The 16,880-nt window shown below is 64.5% G+C and carries 15 protein-coding genes; 6 read left to right on the plus strand and 9 right to left on the minus strand.

Going from position 1 to position 16,880, the window contains the following annotated elements; translation table 11 throughout:
* Positions 1 to 6: 6 nt before the first annotated feature.
* Genes I6F17_RS00305 through I6F17_RS00315 form a run of 3 tightly spaced genes read right to left on the minus strand, consistent with a single transcriptional unit; the run spans position 7 to position 2,056 of the window.
* Positions 7 to 600, minus strand: coding sequence for a GNAT family N-acetyltransferase (locus I6F17_RS00305; RefSeq protein WP_193760391.1), 594 nt, complete (start codon positions 598 to 600; stop codon positions 7 to 9).
* The gene (locus I6F17_RS00310) at positions 597 to 1,679 is read right to left on the minus strand and encodes an alpha/beta fold hydrolase (protein WP_225129424.1); all 1,083 of its coding nucleotides are present in this window, start codon (positions 1,677 to 1,679) and stop codon (positions 597 to 599) included. Before I6F17_RS00310 ends, I6F17_RS00305 begins: the two co-directional genes overlap by 4 nt.
* Complete coding sequence (locus I6F17_RS00315; RefSeq protein WP_225129422.1) at positions 1,676 to 2,056, minus strand: hypothetical protein; 381 nt, start codon at positions 2,054 to 2,056, stop codon at positions 1,676 to 1,678. Before I6F17_RS00315 ends, I6F17_RS00310 begins: the two co-directional genes overlap by 4 nt.
* 161 nt (positions 2,057 to 2,217) lie before the next feature.
* Between I6F17_RS00315 and I6F17_RS00320 the strand changes: the two genes are divergently transcribed.
* Positions 2,218 to 3,132 (plus strand): alpha/beta hydrolase, encoded by a 915-nt coding sequence (locus I6F17_RS00320; RefSeq protein WP_225129420.1) that lies wholly within the window; start codon positions 2,218 to 2,220, stop codon positions 3,130 to 3,132.
* Here the strand turns inward: I6F17_RS00320 and I6F17_RS00325 are convergent.
* The 6 genes from I6F17_RS00325 to I6F17_RS00350 form a co-directional block, all read right to left on the minus strand.
* Positions 3,129 to 3,803: a spermidine synthase gene (locus I6F17_RS00325; RefSeq protein ID WP_225129417.1), complete on the minus strand. Its 675-nt coding sequence runs from the start codon at positions 3,801 to 3,803 to the stop codon at positions 3,129 to 3,131. The two genes, I6F17_RS00320 and I6F17_RS00325, sit on opposite strands and share 4 nt — an antisense overlap.
* A gap of 70 nt (positions 3,804 to 3,873) precedes the next feature.
* Positions 3,874 to 7,110: a cytochrome P450 gene (locus tag I6F17_RS00330; protein WP_225129415.1), complete on the minus strand. Its 3,237-nt coding sequence runs from the start codon at positions 7,108 to 7,110 to the stop codon at positions 3,874 to 3,876.
* 132 nt (positions 7,111 to 7,242) lie between these two features.
* The gene (locus tag I6F17_RS00335) at positions 7,243 to 8,238 is read right to left on the minus strand and encodes an alpha/beta hydrolase (RefSeq protein ID WP_036043129.1); all 996 of its coding nucleotides are present in this window, start codon (positions 8,236 to 8,238) and stop codon (positions 7,243 to 7,245) included.
* Positions 8,239 to 8,248: 10 nt separating this feature from the next.
* Positions 8,249 to 9,799, minus strand: coding sequence for a wax ester/triacylglycerol synthase family O-acyltransferase (locus I6F17_RS00340; RefSeq protein WP_225129414.1), 1,551 nt, complete (start codon positions 9,797 to 9,799; stop codon positions 8,249 to 8,251).
* A 44-nt stretch (positions 9,800 to 9,843) separates the two neighbouring features.
* Complete coding sequence (locus I6F17_RS00345; protein WP_225129411.1) at positions 9,844 to 10,644, minus strand: alpha/beta hydrolase; 801 nt, start codon at positions 10,642 to 10,644, stop codon at positions 9,844 to 9,846.
* The gene (locus I6F17_RS00350) at positions 10,644 to 10,901 is read right to left on the minus strand and encodes a DUF6489 family protein (RefSeq protein ID WP_036004778.1); all 258 of its coding nucleotides are present in this window, start codon (positions 10,899 to 10,901) and stop codon (positions 10,644 to 10,646) included. Before I6F17_RS00350 ends, I6F17_RS00345 begins: the two co-directional genes overlap by 1 nt.
* A 319-nt stretch (positions 10,902 to 11,220) precedes the next feature.
* On the opposite strand from I6F17_RS00350, the gene I6F17_RS00355 reads away from it, so the two are divergent.
* The 5 genes from I6F17_RS00355 (at position 11,221) to I6F17_RS00375 (ending at position 16,868) form a co-directional block, all read left to right on the plus strand.
* Positions 11,221 to 12,816 (plus strand): ABC transporter substrate-binding protein, encoded by a 1,596-nt coding sequence (locus I6F17_RS00355; RefSeq protein ID WP_225129409.1) that lies wholly within the window; start codon positions 11,221 to 11,223, stop codon positions 12,814 to 12,816.
* A 103-nt stretch (positions 12,817 to 12,919) separates the two neighbouring features.
* Positions 12,920 to 13,900: an ABC transporter permease gene (locus I6F17_RS00360; protein WP_225129406.1), complete on the plus strand. Its 981-nt coding sequence runs from the start codon at positions 12,920 to 12,922 to the stop codon at positions 13,898 to 13,900.
* A gap of 10 nt (positions 13,901 to 13,910) precedes the next feature.
* Positions 13,911 to 14,882 (plus strand): ABC transporter permease, encoded by a 972-nt coding sequence (locus I6F17_RS00365; RefSeq protein WP_225129404.1) that lies wholly within the window; start codon positions 13,911 to 13,913, stop codon positions 14,880 to 14,882.
* A gap of 13 nt (positions 14,883 to 14,895) precedes the next feature.
* Entirely contained in the window at positions 14,896 to 15,882 is a 987-nt protein-coding gene (locus tag I6F17_RS00370; protein WP_225129402.1) for an ABC transporter ATP-binding protein, read from the plus strand.
* Positions 15,879 to 16,868: an oligopeptide/dipeptide ABC transporter ATP-binding protein gene (locus I6F17_RS00375; RefSeq protein WP_225129400.1), complete on the plus strand. Its 990-nt coding sequence runs from the start codon at positions 15,879 to 15,881 to the stop codon at positions 16,866 to 16,868. The genes I6F17_RS00370 and I6F17_RS00375 overlap by 4 nt, the downstream gene beginning before the upstream one ends.
* The last annotated feature ends 12 nt before the right edge of the window (positions 16,869 to 16,880 follow it).

Below are 16,880 nucleotides of genomic sequence, written 5' to 3' on the forward strand. Positions count from 1 at the left end.
GCCTGCTTAGTGCTGCACGGCGCCAGGCAGGCCGTAGGCCTCCATCTGAGCCTGGACCTGCGCGATGTTATGGCCGAGCACGACGATGTCGTGGGTCTTGCCGTCGACGTCCCGGACATGGTCCCGCAGCAGGGCCTCGGCCTTGAAGCCGAGGCTCTCGAACAGGGCGATCGCCGCCTGCTGATCCACCGTCATCTGGACCGAGAGCTTTTCCAGGCCCGCTCCGAGCGCCAGCGCAAAAGTCTCCTGCGACAGCGCTTTGCCCACGCCCTTGCCGCGGACCTCGGGCGAAACCACCATCCGGATCTCACCGACATGAGGCGACCAGGAATGGGGATCGCGCACCAGCGTGCCGCAACCAACGACCCTGCCCTCTCTCACCGCGAGCAGGCTCTGAATAGCTCCGCGCTCGATTTCCTTGACCCAGGCCGACAGCACCTTCGGCTCGCTGATGTTGCGTGGCAGGAACAACAGGTCATGGGTCGGCAGGCCCTTGCCGAAGGCCAGCACCGCGGCCTCGTCCGCGGGCGACATCAGGCGGATCTCGATGGCGCCGGCGTCGGTTTTGACGTGGCGCGGATAGGAACGCTGCTCGCTCATATCGATCTCTTTCCCAGCCAGGAATCCAGTTTCGGCCACAGCCGCTTCACCGCGTTGGCGCCGGCAACGAGCGAAACGTGACCGCCCTTCAGGATCACCTCTTCCTTGTCGGTCGAGCCGACCTTTGGGATCAGGAGCTTGGCCGCCTCATAGGGCACGATGTGATCGTGCTCGGCGACGGCATGCAGGATCGGCACCGTGATGTTCTCGAGCTTGGCCGCACGGCCGCCGACCGACATAGTGCCGTCGAACAGCTTGTTGTCCCACATCAGGTCCTTGGTGATGGTGCGGAAATATTCGCCGGCGAGCGGTAGCGTGTCGGTCGCCCAGCGGTCGAACATGCGGTACGACTTCACGAACTCGTCGTTCCAGATGTTCTCCCAGAGCTGGATCTGGCTCACCGTACGCGAGGCCGGCCGCAGCATCTCGAATGAGGACAGGATCATCTCCGGCGGCACGTTGCCGACGCTGTCGACGAGGTGGTCGACGTCGAAATAGCGGCGGTCGGAGAAGTTCGAGAACAGCTTCATCTCCCGGAAGTCGATCGGCGTGGTGAAGCAGATCAGGTTCTTCATCGGCCCGTCCTTGTGGATCGAGCCGTAGAGCAGCGACAGCACGCCGCCAAAGCAATAGCCGATGACGGAGACGTCCTGCTCGCCGGAATCGGCTTGCACGCGGCGGACGCAGTCCGGAATGAAGTCGAGGACATAGTCCTCCATGCGCAGGCTCTTCTCCTCTGGCCTCGGCGCGCTCCAGTCCAGCATGTAGACGTCGTAGCCGCGTTTCAGCAGGAACTCGATGAAGCTCTGGCCGGGCACGAGGTCGAGGATGTAGCCGCGATTGGTGGTTGCCATTACGATCAGCACCGGCACGCGGTAGATCTCGTCCGACATCGGCCGGTAGTGATAGAGGCTCATGGTCCCGCGCGTGTGCAGCACGTCCTTTGGCGTCGAGCCGAGCGAGGGGCCCGAGGTCGAGAAATATTCGACGCCCTTGATGCTGCGCTGAATCGCGCGCTGCACCTCGGACTGGATGCGCTCCGGGATCGAGGCAAGATCAAGTCCCGCCGGCGCGTTCATTTTTGGTCTCCGCCTTCGGACGGCGGACGCTTGGTTCGCGGTGGCCGCGGCGCGGCGCCGGGTTGCGGCGCGCCCGAAGTGGCCGACATCTGGCTCAGCATCGACTTGATCTCGCCGAGCTGGCCTTCGATCGACTGGAGCCGTTCCGCGATGCCGGTCATCTGCTCGCGGGTCGGCAGGTTCATCGAGATCAGGTACCTCTCCATGAGATCGCCGAATTGCTTCTGAGCACCTGCAGCAACGCCGCCGGCGCGGTTCATGGCCTGCGAGAATTCGGGCGTCTCCATCGCCTTGGTCGCGAAGGAGTTGAAACCCTTCTCCATTTCGCCAACCATCTTCTGCCACAAGGCGACCGGATCGGTGATCTTGTCGGTCATCGGCGTCCTCCCAATGCGGAGGGCTTTGCACCCTTCTTGTCCCGCCATACCACACCGTTGCGCGGTGCCGGTCAACCGGCAAGCAACCGGCGCAACCTCGGAGACGCGGCTTCTTCGTGGAGCGAAACCGTGCGATACAGCATCGTCAGCAGGAGGGACCCGTGACCGTCCATCAGCCGCCCCAGACCGTCCGCGCCAACGGCATCGACATCTGCTACGAGATCTTCGGCAACGACAATGCCGAGCCGCTGCTGCTGATCATGGGTCTCGGTGCGCAGATGATCCATTGGGACGATGCGTTCTGCGAACAGCTCGCCGCGCGCGGCTTCCGCGTGATCCGTTTCGACAACCGTGACATCGGCAAGTCGAGCCATCTCACCGGCGGCAAGCGGCTGACGCCGTTCGAGCTGCTGAAGTTGCGCTTGTTGCGGATCCCGGTGGCCGCGACCTACAAGCTGATCGACATGGCCAAGGACACGGTCGGGCTGATGGATGCGCTCGGCATCAAGTCGGCGCATCTCGTCGGAGCGTCCATGGGCGGCATGATCGCGCAGGAGGTGACGCTGTCGTTTCCGCACCGCGTGCGCTCGCTGACCTCGATCATGTCGACGACGGGCAATCCGCGCGTGCCGCCCCCGACCCGCGAGGCCGCCGCGGTGCTGATGGCGCCGCCGCCGCGCAGCAAGGAGGAGTTCATCGACCGCTACGGCCAGACCTGGAAGGTGCTGCGCGCCGGGCATTTCCCGGAAGAGGAAGCGCTCGACCCTGGCCGCGCCGAGCGCGTGTTTGCACGCGGGCTCAATCCGGCCGGCGTCGGTCGCCAGCTCCGCGCCGTGCTTGCCTCCGGCAGCCGCAAGGAGCGGCTGCACGCCGTGAAGGCTCCGACGCTCGTGATCCACGGCACCGTCGATCCGTTGGTCCGCCCCGAAGGCGGCAAGGACACGGCCGCGTCGATCCCGAACGCAAAGCTGCTGATGATCGAGGGCATGGGCCACGCGCTGCCCATGCGCTTCTGGCCGGAGATCATCGACGCGATCGACAAGCACGCGCATGGCGCGGCGGCGGAGGCGGCCTAGCCCTTCCGCGCGATCCAGATCACGTGGCGCGCGCCGCCGCCTCTGCCGGTGGCGCGAACGTTGACTTCGTTGACGTTGAAGCCGGCGCGCTTGAGGCGCCCCGTGAATGCCGCATTGGGTCCAGACGACCAGACGGCCAGCACGCCTCCCGGCCGCAGCGCCGTCCTCGCCGACGAGAGCCCGCTCGCATCGTAGAGCGCGTCATTGCCCTTCCGGGTCAGCCCCTCCGGCCCGTTGTCGACGTCGAGCAGGATGGCGTCGAAGGCCGAACGCTTCGCCCGGATGATTTCACCGACATCGATCTCGCGAATGCTCACCCTGGCATCATCGAGGCTGGCGCCGAAGACCTCCGCCATCGGGCCTCGCGCCCAGGCGACCACCGACGGCACCAACTCGGAGACCACGATCTTCGCCTGGGCTCCGAGCACGGCCAGCGCCGCGCGTAGCGTAAAACCCATGCCGAGACCGCCGATGAGAACGACGGGCTTTGCGACTTTCGCGATCTGCTTCGCGGCAAGGGTTGCCAGCGCCGCTTCCGACCCCGACAGGCGGCTGTTCATCAGCTCGTTGGTGCCGAGCTTGATGGAGAACTCCTTGCCCCGGCGCATCAGGCGGAGCTCCTCGTCGGAACCGGGGATTTTGGCGGTGTCAATCTTTTCCCAGGGAATCATGGGAATGCTTTAGCACGAACAGGATCGTAGGGTGGTTAGCCGAAGGCGTAACCCACCCCACGATCTGCGGCTACGCTCCCGCCCAGACGTCCAGCACATAGCGGTTGTTCGCGCCCATCTCCTCGATCCAGCGCGCGCCTGCCGCGGCATCACTGCCGCTCTTCTCGCAGTGGATCGCGACGAGCGCCGCCTTCACGTCGGGCTCCATCTTGCCGCCATCGCCGCACACATAGACGATCGCGCCCCGCTCGATCAGCGGCCAGACCTTGTCCTTCTGCGCCGCGAGCACGTGCTGCACATAGGTCTTCGGCCCGTCCGCGCGCGAGAACGCCGTGAACAGCTCGGTGATGCCGCTCGCCGCCAGCGCCTTCAGCTCCTCCGCGTAAAGAAAATCCTGGTCGGGATGGCGGCAGCCGAAGAACAACATGGCCGGGCCGAGCGCGGCCCCTTTCGCCTTGCGCGCGGCGCGCTCCTGGAGGAAGCCGCGGAACGGCGCAAGTCCCGTGCCCGGACCGATCATGATAACAGGCACGGAAGGATCGTCCGGCAGGCAGAAGCCCGCCTTGGTCTCGCGCACGGTGGCATAGATCGTATCGCCCGCCCGCCGATTGGCGAGATAGTTCGAGCAGATGCCCTTGTAGGTGCCGCGGCCGGAGGCAGCCGGACCTTCGACCACGCCGACCGTGACGCTGCAACGCGCCGGGTCGACCGACGGCGAGGACGAGATCGAGTAATAGCGCGGCGCCAGCAGCGACAGCATTTCGAGATAGACGTGGAAAGGTAGTTCGCAAGCCGGATATTCGAGCAGCAGGTCGAACACCGATTTGCGCTTGGCGAGGATCTCACCGCGATAGCGCTCGAGCGGTTCCGCCTCCTCGCCGACGAAGGCCAGCAGCTTCGGCTTGGTGACGGGGCAGCGGGTGTGCTCGGCCATGATCTGGATCTGCTTGCGCGTCGCGAGCTGCTGCAGCTCGACGAACTCGCTGAGCAGACGGCCGACCGACACGGCCGCGCCGACCGGCAATTGCGCGCGCCGGCCTTCGGCCACCTGAAGCCTGATCTGATCGGCCGGCAAAAAGCCGAAGCGGCGGGCAACTGAATCAACCAGCGTAGGATCGTTGCGCGGAACGACGCTGAGGTGATCGCCGACGCGGTAGCTGAGGTTGGCCGGTAGCTGCACCTCGATGTGGCGCGTCGAGCGCTCGGAAGCATTCGCGCCGGACTTGTTCTGGAGCTCGTCATTGACCAGCACCTTCATCGCCACTGCGCCGCCCTGGGCGACGATGGTGTTGACAGCGGTCACCGCGACCGGCTCGATTGCATAGAGCGGATCGTCCTCGGCGGTGCGGGTGAAATTCCAGTCGATACCGAACTCCTTGGTCGCGACTTGCGCGGCGGCGGGGAACCATTTCTGGAACTGGCCGTCGAGATCGCTGCGGGCATCGCCCTCGCCGCGCGGATAGACCGCGCGCGCACCATGCTTCGACAATTGCTCGTCGATGAAGCGCGGCACCGATTGATAGGTCGCGGCCCAGTCGCTGTTGCCGCAGCCGAACACGGCGTAGCGCACACCGGCGAAGACATCCTTCGGCAGATCCTCACCGAGCCATTTGACGAACTGCGTCGCATTGTCCGGCGGCGCGCCGTTATAGGAGGCGCAGATGATCAGCACCCCGCCCTCCTGCGGCAGCTTGCCGACATAGTCGTCGAGCGGGCCGAGATGCACGGCAAAACCGTTGATCTCGGCAAGATCGGCCATGCGCGTTGCGAGCTCCTCGGCGGTACCGAGATTGGAGCCGTAGAGCACCAGCATCGGCGTGTTGTGGCCGGGCCGCGTGGTGGGCGGACGCTGCGCCTTTGGCGCCGAGGACGCAGCCGCAGCGGGCCCGCCATAAGCGCCGCGCTCGCGATCGGCGCGCGGCCGCACCTTGATCTTGAAGCCTTCCGGCTTGATGGTCAGCGTCTCCTTCAGGTGCATCTGGTAGCGCTGGTGGTCGATCAGCTTGAAGCGCTGCAGGATCATGCCGAGCGCGAGCGCTGCCTCGTGCATGGCGAAGCCGCGGCCGATGCAGGCGCGCTGGCCGTTGCCGAACGGCTTCCAGGCATTGATCGGCCGTTTTGCCTCCGCCTCGCGGCTGAAATTCTCGGGGTCGAACGTGTCGGGATTGGGACCCCACACGCTGGGATCACGATGCAGCGCCGTCACCAGGATGGTGACGAACGTTCCCTTCCTGAGCTTGTACTTGCTGCCGCCGATGGTCTCGTCGTTCAGCGGCGAGATGCCGTAGGCCGGCGCCGGCGGCCACAGCCGCAGCGACTCCTTCAGGATCTGCGTGATGTAGGTGAGCTGCGTCACCTGCTGATAGGTCGGCTTGGCGTTGACGTCGGGGCCGAAGACGCGGTCGACCTCGTCATAGGCCTTCTTGAGAATCTCCGGATGCTTGAGCAGCGCATAGAGCGTGTAGGACAACAGGCCGCTGGTCGTCTCGTGCCCCGCGATCAGGAAGGTGTTGATCTGGTAGCGGATATTGACGTCGTCGAGCTGCTCGCCGGTGGCACGGTCGACGCCGGTCATCATCGCGGCCAGCATGTCCTTCTTGTCGTCGATGCCTTCAGCGCTCTTGCGGCGTTCGGCGATGATCTCGTCGACCATCTTGTTCATGAAAGCGACGTCTTGGGCCAGCGTCTTGCGGCGCTTCTGCATCCAGAGCTGCTCGAACGGCAGGCCGCGCGTCATCATGATGGTTTCGAGCGATCGTACCAGTGACTCGACGAAAGGATGGTAGTCGCGCCGGTAGAACGAGTTGAAGCGGTACTCGAAGCCGCACAGGCCGATCGTATCCAGCGTCAGCGCGGTCATGTCGTGGACGACGTCGATCTCGTCATCGGCGTTGAGCCGCTCCCATTTCTGGACGAGCTGCTCGGCGATGTCGACCATGCTCGGGTGATAGGACTGCATGGCGCGATTGCCGAAGGGCTGCAGCAGGATGTTGTGCGCCTTGCTCCAGTTCGGCTCACGGGTGTCGGCCGTGAACAGGCCGTCGCCGCCGACCGCACGCACGCGCCGCAGCGCGCCGCGCACCGTCTTGTCGAACCGCTTCTCGTCGGAGAGCTCGTCGACGAGATCGTGACCGGAGACGACGACGATCGGCGAGCCCATCATGTCAAGCCAGAAGATCGGACCGAGCTCCTTGGCAAGCCGCGTCAGGTGCTGCACGGGAGCGGCCGCGTCCAGCGACAGCATATTGCCGACCACTGGCTTGGTCGGCGGCCGCGGAATCGGGTCCAGACGGTTCTTGGATGACATCGAAATGTAGTCCCCCTGCCTCAATGTCGTCGTTGCGAGCGAAGCGAAGCAATCCAGAAATGTATCCGTGGAGGCAGTCTGGATTGCTTCGTCGCTTCGCTCCTCGCAATGACGCGTTCCCAATGAGGAGCGCTAGCCAAACCGCCTTCTCCGCCATTCGATCAGCTTGGCGCTGACCTCCTCCGGCTTCTCCTGTTGCGTCCAATGGCCGCTGTCCTTCACCAGATACTTCTCGAGGTCATCGATCAGTTTCTCCATGCCGTCGGCCGCCGAGGGCGGCAGCACGGCATCATTCTCCGCCATGATCATCAACGAGGGCACGTGGATGTGGTGGTCCAGCCCCTCGGCGCGCTCCCAGTTGCGGGTGAAGTTGCGGTACCAGTTGATGCCGCCGGTGAAGCCGGTCTTCGTGAAGGTGTCGACGAACACCTTCTTCTCATCAGCCGACAGGATCGGCGTGCGCGGATCGACCTTGGCGTCGTACGCCGCAATCATCTGCGGGAAAGCCAGGTTGGTCTTCGACGAGGCGCCGACACCCGCGATCGGCGGCTCGTCCGGTTTCGCCGCCGGCTTTGCCAGCGGCTTGCGCATGAAGGCGTCGAAGGTCTGCTCGACGCGGCTGCCGAAGATCTTGTCCGGCTCGCGCGCGGGATCCTGGAACTGGACGATGTACATCTGGTCGCCGTAACGCTGGCGAAACAGCGCGATCGGGTCGATCGGCATGCGGTCCCAATGCGGGGTGTTGACGCCGACGACTCCGGCGACGCGCGTGGGATGCCGCAGCGGCATCTGCCAGACGACGAAGCCGCCCCAGTCGTGGCCGACGAAGATCGCCTTGTCGATCCCGAGATGATCGAGCAGACCGACGAGATCGCCGGTCAGGTGCTCCATGTCATAGGCTTCGACCGGCTCGGGCCGGTCGGTCGCGCCGTAGCCACGCTGGTCGGGCGCGACCACGCGGATGCCGGCCTCGCTTAGTGCCTTGATCTGGTGACGCCAGGAGAATGCGAGCTCCGGCCAGCCGTGGCACAGCACGACCGGCGGTTTGTCATCGGCCGGGCCCGCCTCGTAGAAGCCCATGCGGATTCCGTTCGTCGTCGCGAACTTGAGCGGCGGCATTTCAATCATTGCAAATTCCTTACTCCGCAGCGCCCTTGATATCGGTGGCCGGCGGCGTGTAGGCCGCCTCCAGCGCGGCGAACTCCTCGGGCAGCATGTCGCACATCACCTGCACATGCGGGATGATGTTGGCACCGACGATAAAGCCGAAATCGAGCTGGTCGCGATAGCTCTGCACGGTGATGTTGAGTGCCTGGCCGTGGGTCGAGATAGACACCGGGAAGATGTGCAAGAGCTCGGCACCGGCGGCATAAAGCGTCTGTCGCGGCCCGGGCACGTTGGACACGGTGATGTTGGCCGCGGGCGGCAGCACGTCGGAGAGGTTCGAGCGGCTGTAGAGCAGCGCCAGGATCTGCACCATGATCGGCGCGCCCAGCATCGAGATGTTGGAGACCTGCGGCATCAAGGCCCGCAAGGGATGCGACATCTCCTTGGACTTGGTCGATTGCGCGATGATCGCCTCCAGCCGCGCCTTGGGATCCTCGATGTTGGTGGCGATCGAGCAGATCATGCCGAACACCTGGTTGTTGGTCTCGGTGTTGCCCTCCTCCCGCAGCGAGATCGGCACCGCTGCGGTCAGGGATTTCGCCGGCAGCGTGCCATATCGCAGAAGATAGCGGCGGACGACGCCGGAGGCGAGCGCCAGCACCACGTCGTTGAGCTTGCCGCCGGCCTGCTTGGCCAGCGCCTTGGCCCGCGACAGCGGGATCGACACGCCGGCAAAGCTCCGCTCCGAGGAGATGGTCTTGTTGAGCATGGTCGGTGGCGACACCATGCTGGCGAGGCTCTCGCGCGATTTGGGATCGGCGACCTTGCCGAGCACGTCGGACACGCTCTTCAGCACGGTCGGGATGTTGCCGGCGAAGCGTACAGCGCTCTCGATCTGGTACATCGCGTTGTCGAACAGGATCGACCCGATGTCGCTCTTGCCGGTGCGCGGCAGCTGCAGGTTCTTCGCCGCTTGCGAAGCCTCCAGCGGCTGGCTGAACAGCTGCTGATAGGAATCCAGCAGGTTCGCCGCGATGTCGCGCGGCTCCTGCCCGGGCTTACTGCCCGCCGTCGGCGGATCGACCTTCCGCGGGATCGGCGAGATGTCGTAGATCATGTTGGTCAGCGCCGCCCCGGCGCCGCCATCGATCGCGGCATGGTGCATCTTGGAATAGAGCCCGACCTCGTTGTCCTTCATGCCCTCGAACACGTAGAACTCCCAGAGCGGGCGGGCGCGGTTGAGCAGCTTGGCATGCATCCAGCCGACGATGCGCTCGAGCGTGGCGCGGTCGCGCGGCTGCGGCAGGCTTGCCCGGAAGATATGGCGGTCGATGTCGAACTGGTCGTCCTCGACCCAGGAGGGATGATCGATGTCGAGCGGCGCCTTCTCCAGCCGCGCCTTGAGAATCGGCGCGATGTGCAGGCGCGAGACGATCATTGCCTTGAAGTCTTCGAAGAAATCGCCCTTGTAGTCGTCAGGCAGGCGGAAGATCGCCATGCTGCCGACATGCATCGGCATCTCCGGTGTTTCCAGATAGAGAAACGACGCGTCAAGCGACGACAGCTTCTTACCGTCAGCCATGGTTCCCTCCGAGTATTCGACGGGCGCCTTGGCGGCGCTTCTCGTCAGGCCGATACTGCCCGGTCCAGCGGGGCATATGCAATGGCAAACGGCCCCGCCCGGTCAAATGGCCGGAAGTCTCCCTCCGGTTGCGCCAGGCGGTCCGCCACGGCCCACAACACCGCCGGGTTCACGCCGAGCCCGATATGGCTCGCCAGATGCACCTCGATGTTCTCGGCACGGTCGGAGGGGCGCAGCAGACAGGTCCGCCAGTTCACGACGCCGTCAGCCCGCGAATAGATCGACGTTGTCGGCACCGGCAGATCGCCCGCAATCGCCTCGCGCGCTTCGGCAAAGTCCTCCACCTTCTCGCCTGATAGCGTCTCGTAAAGCCGCGTCGCGTTGGTCGCCCGCACGTCGTTAGCGAAAGGGCTGCCGAGCGTGACGACGTAGCGGACCTTGTCCGGCGCCCAAAGCGCGAGATCGCGGGCATAGACGCCGCCGAGACTCCACCCGACCAGGCTGACCTTGCGTCCCGTGGCGGCATGGATTTCGGCCAAGCGCATGCGCAGCGAATCCCGCATGCGCCCGAGCCCGCCGAGATTGCGGCCCATTCGCAAGGCATGCGCCGCATAACCGAGCTCGCTGAGATAGCGTCGTATCGGCACCATCGAAAGGTCGCTGGCGAGAAAGCCCGGCAGCGCCAGCACCGGATGGCCGTCGCCCCGCGGCGCCCGCATCAGGAGCGGCGACAGCAAGAGGCTCGCATTCAACTCGAATAGCCCACGGGCTTCGGCGAGCAGCAGGCCGAGACCCGGCGGACGAAGCCGGCCTTCTTGCAGCGCCCCGTCCGGCCCGGGCGACACTATTTTTTCTTGTCGCCGCTGCGCGTGCCGCCGAGGCCGGCCATCGCGACGAACATGTCCTGAAACCGCTCGGCGATCTTGGGATCGAAGGTGAACCAGCTCTGGATCAGCGATTCCGGCGAGACCTTCTCGATGTTGCTGAGCACCTGCTGCTGTAGCTTGTCCATCACCGCCGTCTGCATCGGCCCCACATCGGGCAGACCGAAGAACTGGCGGGCCTCAAGGGGGGTGCAGTCGATTTCGATGTTAACCTTCATGTCCCCTCCAGATGAGATTCGAGCGGCCCGTCGGAGTATCACCGCGAGAAGGTCTGCAAGGCAAGCGACCTGAGGGGAAGCCGCCGGGACCAGCTTCCCCAATCGACGGGTATGGTCAATCAAATTGTCGGCCCGCGCCCCGCAGAAGCTCGCCGGCCTGCCGGGGATTGCCGGGCAGCATTGCTGCACAGCGGCGCAACTTGGCGCGTTCCTTGCTGGAATGACGCTTGCACGGGTCGAGAACTCTGGGCAACATGGATCAGTCAGCCTCGCCGAACAATCAAAAATCACCGGCGCGGAAGTGTCGAGAGGGTCAAGAATGTCAGTCGGTCAAAGTCTGTTTGCGGCGACACTCGCCGGTACGCTCGCGTTGGCGGTCTCGCCAGCATCGAGCCAGACGCTACGTTATGCCAACCAGGGTGACCTGAAGTCGCTCGATCCCTATACCCTGAACGAGAGCACCACCCACGCTCATCTCGGCCACGTCTATCAGGGCCTCACGGCGCGCGACAAGGACCTCAAGATCATTCCGGCGCTGGCGGAAAGCTGGGAAACCCCAGAGCCGACGCGCTGGCGCTTCCATTTGCGCAAGGGCGTGAAATTCCACAACGGCAACCCCTTCACCGCCGACGACGTGGTGTTCTCGGCCGATCGCGTCCGCAAGAAGGGGTCGAACATGCAGACTCGCCTTGCGCCGGACGTCAAGGTGGTCAAGGTCGATGACTATACCGTCGACTTCGTCCTGCCCTCGCCAAATCCCATTCTGCATAACGCGTGGGATGTCTGGTACATCATGAACAAGAAATGGGCCGAGGAGAACAACGTCGTCGATCCGACGCCGGTGGCGGCGACCACGCCGAGCTATGCCTCACTGAACGAGAACGGCACCGGTCCCTTCATCATTGAAAGCCATCAGCCCGGCGTGAAGACGGTGTTCAAGGCCAATCCCAATTACTGGGGCAAGGTCGAGGGCAATCTCAAGGAGATCATCTTCACCCCGATCGCTTCCGACGCCACCCGCGTCGCCGCCCTGCTCTCGGGCGAAGTCGACGTCATCGAGCCGGTTCCGATCCAGGACATCTCCCGCGTCGATTCCAGCCCGAACGCCCAGGTGCTGAAGGGACCGGAGCTGCGTACCATCTTCCTCGGCTTTGACCAGATGCGTGACGAGCTGCTCTACTCCAACATCAAGGGCAAGAACCCGTTCAAGGACGTCCGCGTCCGCGAGGCCTTCTACAAGGCGATCGATATCGAGCTGATCAAGACGCGCGTGATGCGCGGGCTGTCGACGCCGTCGGCGCTGATGATCGCACCGGAACTGTTCGTGCTGTCCAAGGAGTTCACGCGGCCGAAATTCGATCCCGACGGCGCTAAGAAGCTCCTGACCGAAGCCGGTTACCCCGATGGCTTCGAGGTCACCATGGACTGCCCGAACGACCGCTACGTCAACGATGCCGCGATCTGCCAGGCCGTGGTCGGCATGCTCGCCCGCATCGGCGTCAAGATCAATCTTCTGGCGCAGCCGAAGGCGCAGTACTTCGCCAAGGTGTTGAAGCAGGGCGGCTACCAGACTTCGTTCTACCTGCTGGGCTGGACCCCGAGCACGATGGACTCCCACAACGTGCTCTATGACATCATGGGCTGCCGCGACGATGCGAAATCCTCGCGCGGCGAGGCCAATCTCGGCGGCTATTGCAACAAGGAGTTCGACGCCATCACCGACAAGGTGCTGGTCGAAGCCGACACCGCCAAGCGCAACCAGCTGATCAAACAGGCCTACGAAATCAGCATAAAGGACTGGGCCTACATTCCGCTGCACCAGCAGGCGCTGGCCTGGGGCGTATCGAAGAAGGTTAATCTGCCGCAGCGGGCCGACAATCTCGTCATGTTCCACTGGGCAACCAAGAAGGAATAGGATCGACTGAACGCGAGGTCCCGGCGGCATCCGCCTCCGGGACCTTTCCTTTTCCGGCCGACAAGGACGTCGACCGTACGCTCACCCAAGGACAGTGGAAGGCATGCTCGCTTTCACGCTTCGCCGCGCCGTTCAGGCCATCGGCGTCATGTTCGCCGTCGGCATCATCGCGTTCTCGATGTTCCGCTTCGCCGGCGACCCCGTCAACCAGATCGTCTCGATCGACACCTCGGCCGCCGAACGCGCGATCGTGCGCAAGTCGCTCGGCCTCGATGACCCCGTGCCGGTGCAGTTCGTGCGCTATTTCGCCGATGCGGCGCAGTTCAAGTTCGGCGTCTCCTACCAGTTCCGCCAGCCGGTCGCGACGCTGTTGATGGAGCGCATGCCCGCGACGCTGGAACTTGCGATCTGTGCGACCGTGTTTGCAATGGTGTTCGGCATCCTGATGGGCGTCTATTCGGCGCTCAAGCGCGATACCGCGCTGGCCAAACTATTCCAGGCGGTCTCGCTGATCGGCATCTCGCTGCCGACCTTCCTGATCGGCATTCTCCTGATCTACCTGTTCGCAGTGACATTGGGCTGGTTGCCCTCGTTCGGCCGCGGTGAGGTGGTCAAGCTCGGCTGGTGGACGACGGGCCTGCTCACGGTGTCGGGACTGAAGGCGCTGATCATGCCTTCGATCACGCTCGGTCTGTTCCAAATGACCCTGATCATGCGGCTGGTGCGCGCGGAGATGCTGGAAGTGTTGCGGACCGACTATATCCGCTTCGCCCGCGCGAGGGGGCTAACCACGCGTGCGATCCATTTCGGCCACGCGCTGAAAAACACGCTGATTCCGGTGATCACCGTGGCAGGGCTTCAGTTTGGCTCGGTTATTGCATTTTCGATCATCACCGAAACCGTGTTCCAATGGCCGGGCATGGGGCTTCTGTTCGTCCAGGCCGTGCAAAACGTCGACATTCCGATCATGGCCGCCTACCTGCTGATGGTTTCACTGATCTTCGTCACCATCAATCTGGTGGTCGACATTCTCTACACGGTGGTCGATCCGCGCCTGCGCTCGACCGTCGGTCGCGCCGCATAGGGCAGCCCGCATGTCCGACGCAGTCGTCTCTAATTCCGACAAGCAGAGCGCGCAGCCGGTGCAGGCCGCCCATGGCTGGTTCAGCCGCATGCTCGACAGCGACTTGTTCTATTCGTTCCGCCGTTCCAAGCTCACCATGGTGGCTGCGGCCATCACGGTCCTGTTCTTCCTGCTTGCGATCTTTGCATCCGTGCTCGCGGTGCAGAACCCGTTCGATCCGGCACAGCTGCAATTGATGAATTCGCGGATTTCACCGCTGTGGACTGCGGACGGCCAGAGCCCGTTCCTGCTCGGCACCGACGAGCAAGGCCGCGACGTGTTCTCCGCCATTCTCTACGGCATGCGCATCTCGCTCGCCGTGGGCGTCGCCGGCGTGATCTTCGCCGGCGCGCTCGGCATCGCCCTCGGCCTGATCGCCGGCTATTTCGGCGGGGCAGTCGACGGGGTGATCATGCGGATCGCCGACGTGCAGCTGACCTTCCCTGCGATCCTGATCGCGCTGCTGGTCAACGGCATCGCGAAGTCGATCCTCGGCAACCGACTGGACGCCACCAGCATGCTGGTGGTGCTGGTGATCTCGATCGGCCTGAGCTTCTGGGTCGGCTATGCCCGGACGGTGCGCAGCTCCGTGATGGTCGAGAAGAACAAGGACTACGTCGCCGCCGCACAGCTGATCGGCCTGCCGGCGCCGAAGATCATGCTGCGGCACGTTCTGCCGAACACGATGGGCCCGATTCTGGTCATCGCCACCATCAACCTCGCGCTCGCCATCATCACCGAGGCGACGCTGTCCTTCCTCGGCGTCGGTCTGCCCGACACCATGCCATCGCTCGGCACGCTGATCCGCATCGGCAACAATTATCTGTTCGCCGGCGAATGGTGGATCGTTGCCTTCCCGGGGCTCGCGCTCGCGGCGCTGATCCTGTCGATCAATCTGCTCGGCGACTGGCTGCGCGACGCGCTCAATCCGAAGCTTCGATGAATACGCCTCGTCCATGACCGAACCCGTCCTTTCCGTGCGCGATCTTCACGTGGAGTTTGCCTCCCGCCGCGGCACGCTGCGCGCCATCGACGGCGTCTCCTTCGACATCGCCAAGGGCGAGGTGCTCGGCGTCGTCGGCGAGTCCGGAGCCGGCAAGTCCGTCACCGGCCTCGCGGTGATCGGCCTGATCGATCCGCCCGGCCGTATTGCCGGCGGCGAGATTCGTCTCGCGGGCCTGCGCATCGACAATCTGCCGCCGGAGGAGATGCGCCGCATCAGGGGCAAGCGCATCGGCATGATCTTCCAGGATCCGCTGACATCGCTGAATCCGCTCTACAAGGTCGGCGACCAGATCGTGGAGACGATCCGCACCCACCTCAATCTGTCCGAGTCGGCCGCCCGCCGCCGCGCCATCGATCTGCTCGCCGAAGTCGGCATTCCCGCGCCGGAAAAGCGCATCGACGGCTATCCCCACGAGTTTTCCGGTGGCATGCGCCAGCGCGTCGTGATCGCGCTCGCAATCTGTGCCGAGCCCGAGCTGATCATCGCGGACGAGCCGACCACCGCGCTCGACGTCTCCGTGCAGGCGCAGATCATCTCGTTGATCAAGCGCCTCGGCCGCGACCACGGCACCGCGGTGATGCTGGTGACGCACGACATGGGCGTGATCGCGGAAACCTCCGACCGCGTCGCGGTGATGTATGCCGGCCGCGTCGCCGAGATCGGCCCGGTGCAGGACGTCGTGAAGAATCCGCTGCATCCTTATGCCAAGGGCCTGATGGGCGCGATCCCGACGCTTGCGGGCGAGGACAAGCGCCTGGTGCAGATCCCGGGCTCGATGCCGCGCCTGTCGGCGATCCCGCGCGGCTGCTCGTTCAATCCGCGCTGCGCCTTCGCCTTCGATCGTTGCCGTGTCGATCGGCCGGAGCCGCTGCCGCGCGGCGCGCAATCGGTGGCCTGCCACCTCTATGACGACGTGCCGGCGGAGAGCGTGGCATGAGTGCTCCCTTCGTCCAGGCCACAAACCTGCGCCGCGTCTTCGACGTCTCGAAACCCTGGCTCAACCGCGTGCTTGAAGGCGGACATCTCGAATATCTCAAGGCAGTCGATCACGTTACCTTCGACATCAGGAAGGGCGAGACGTTTGCCCTGGTCGGCGAGTCCGGCTCCGGCAAGACCACGGTGGCACGCATGGTCGTCGGCCTGCTGCCGCCAAGCGCCGGCGACGTGCTGATCGACGGCGTCTCCATGACCGACCCGCGGCAGGCGCCAGCGCGGCGGAAGCTGCGCCGGCGCATCCAGATGATCTTCCAGGATCCCTATGCGAGCCTGAACCCGCGCTTCCGGGTCGATGCCATCATCTCCGAGCCGATCCGTGCCTTCGACCTGATCCAGGGCGAGCGCGACATCCAGGCTCGCGTCGGCGAGCTGCTCAGCCTCGTCGGCCTGCATCCGGACGACCGGCTGAAATATCCGCACGAATTCTCCGGCGGCCAACGCCAACGCATCGCGATCGCGCGCGCGCTCGCGTCCGACGCCGAATTCATCGTCTGCGACGAGCCGACCTCGGCGCTCGACGTCTCCGTGCAGGCGCAGATCCTGAACCTGATGCGCGACCTCCAGGACAAGTTCGGCCTGACCTACATGTTCATCAGCCACAACCTCGCCGTGGTGCGCCACATGGCGAGCCGCGTCGGCGTGATGTATCTCGGCCGTATCGTCGAGATTGCGGACGGACGCGAGCTGTTCGCCAATCCGCGCATGCCTTACACCAAGATGCTGCTGGGCGCCGTGCCTGATCTTGACATGAGCGGCCGCCAGCGCATTCCGGTCAAGGGCGAGATTCCGAACCCGATCAATCCGCCCTCCGGCTGCGCCTTCAATCCGCGCTGTCCGCTGGCGTTCGATCTCTGCCGCAAGGAAACCCCGGAACTAATCGACGGCGTCGCCTGCCATGCGGTCAACACCGCGCCGGTCCCGGCGTGACGCGCGCGTGCC

It is taken from the genome of Bradyrhizobium sp. NBAIM18 (assembly GCF_020193825.1).
GTDB classification, from domain to species: domain Bacteria; phylum Pseudomonadota; class Alphaproteobacteria; order Rhizobiales; family Xanthobacteraceae; genus Bradyrhizobium; species Bradyrhizobium yuanmingense.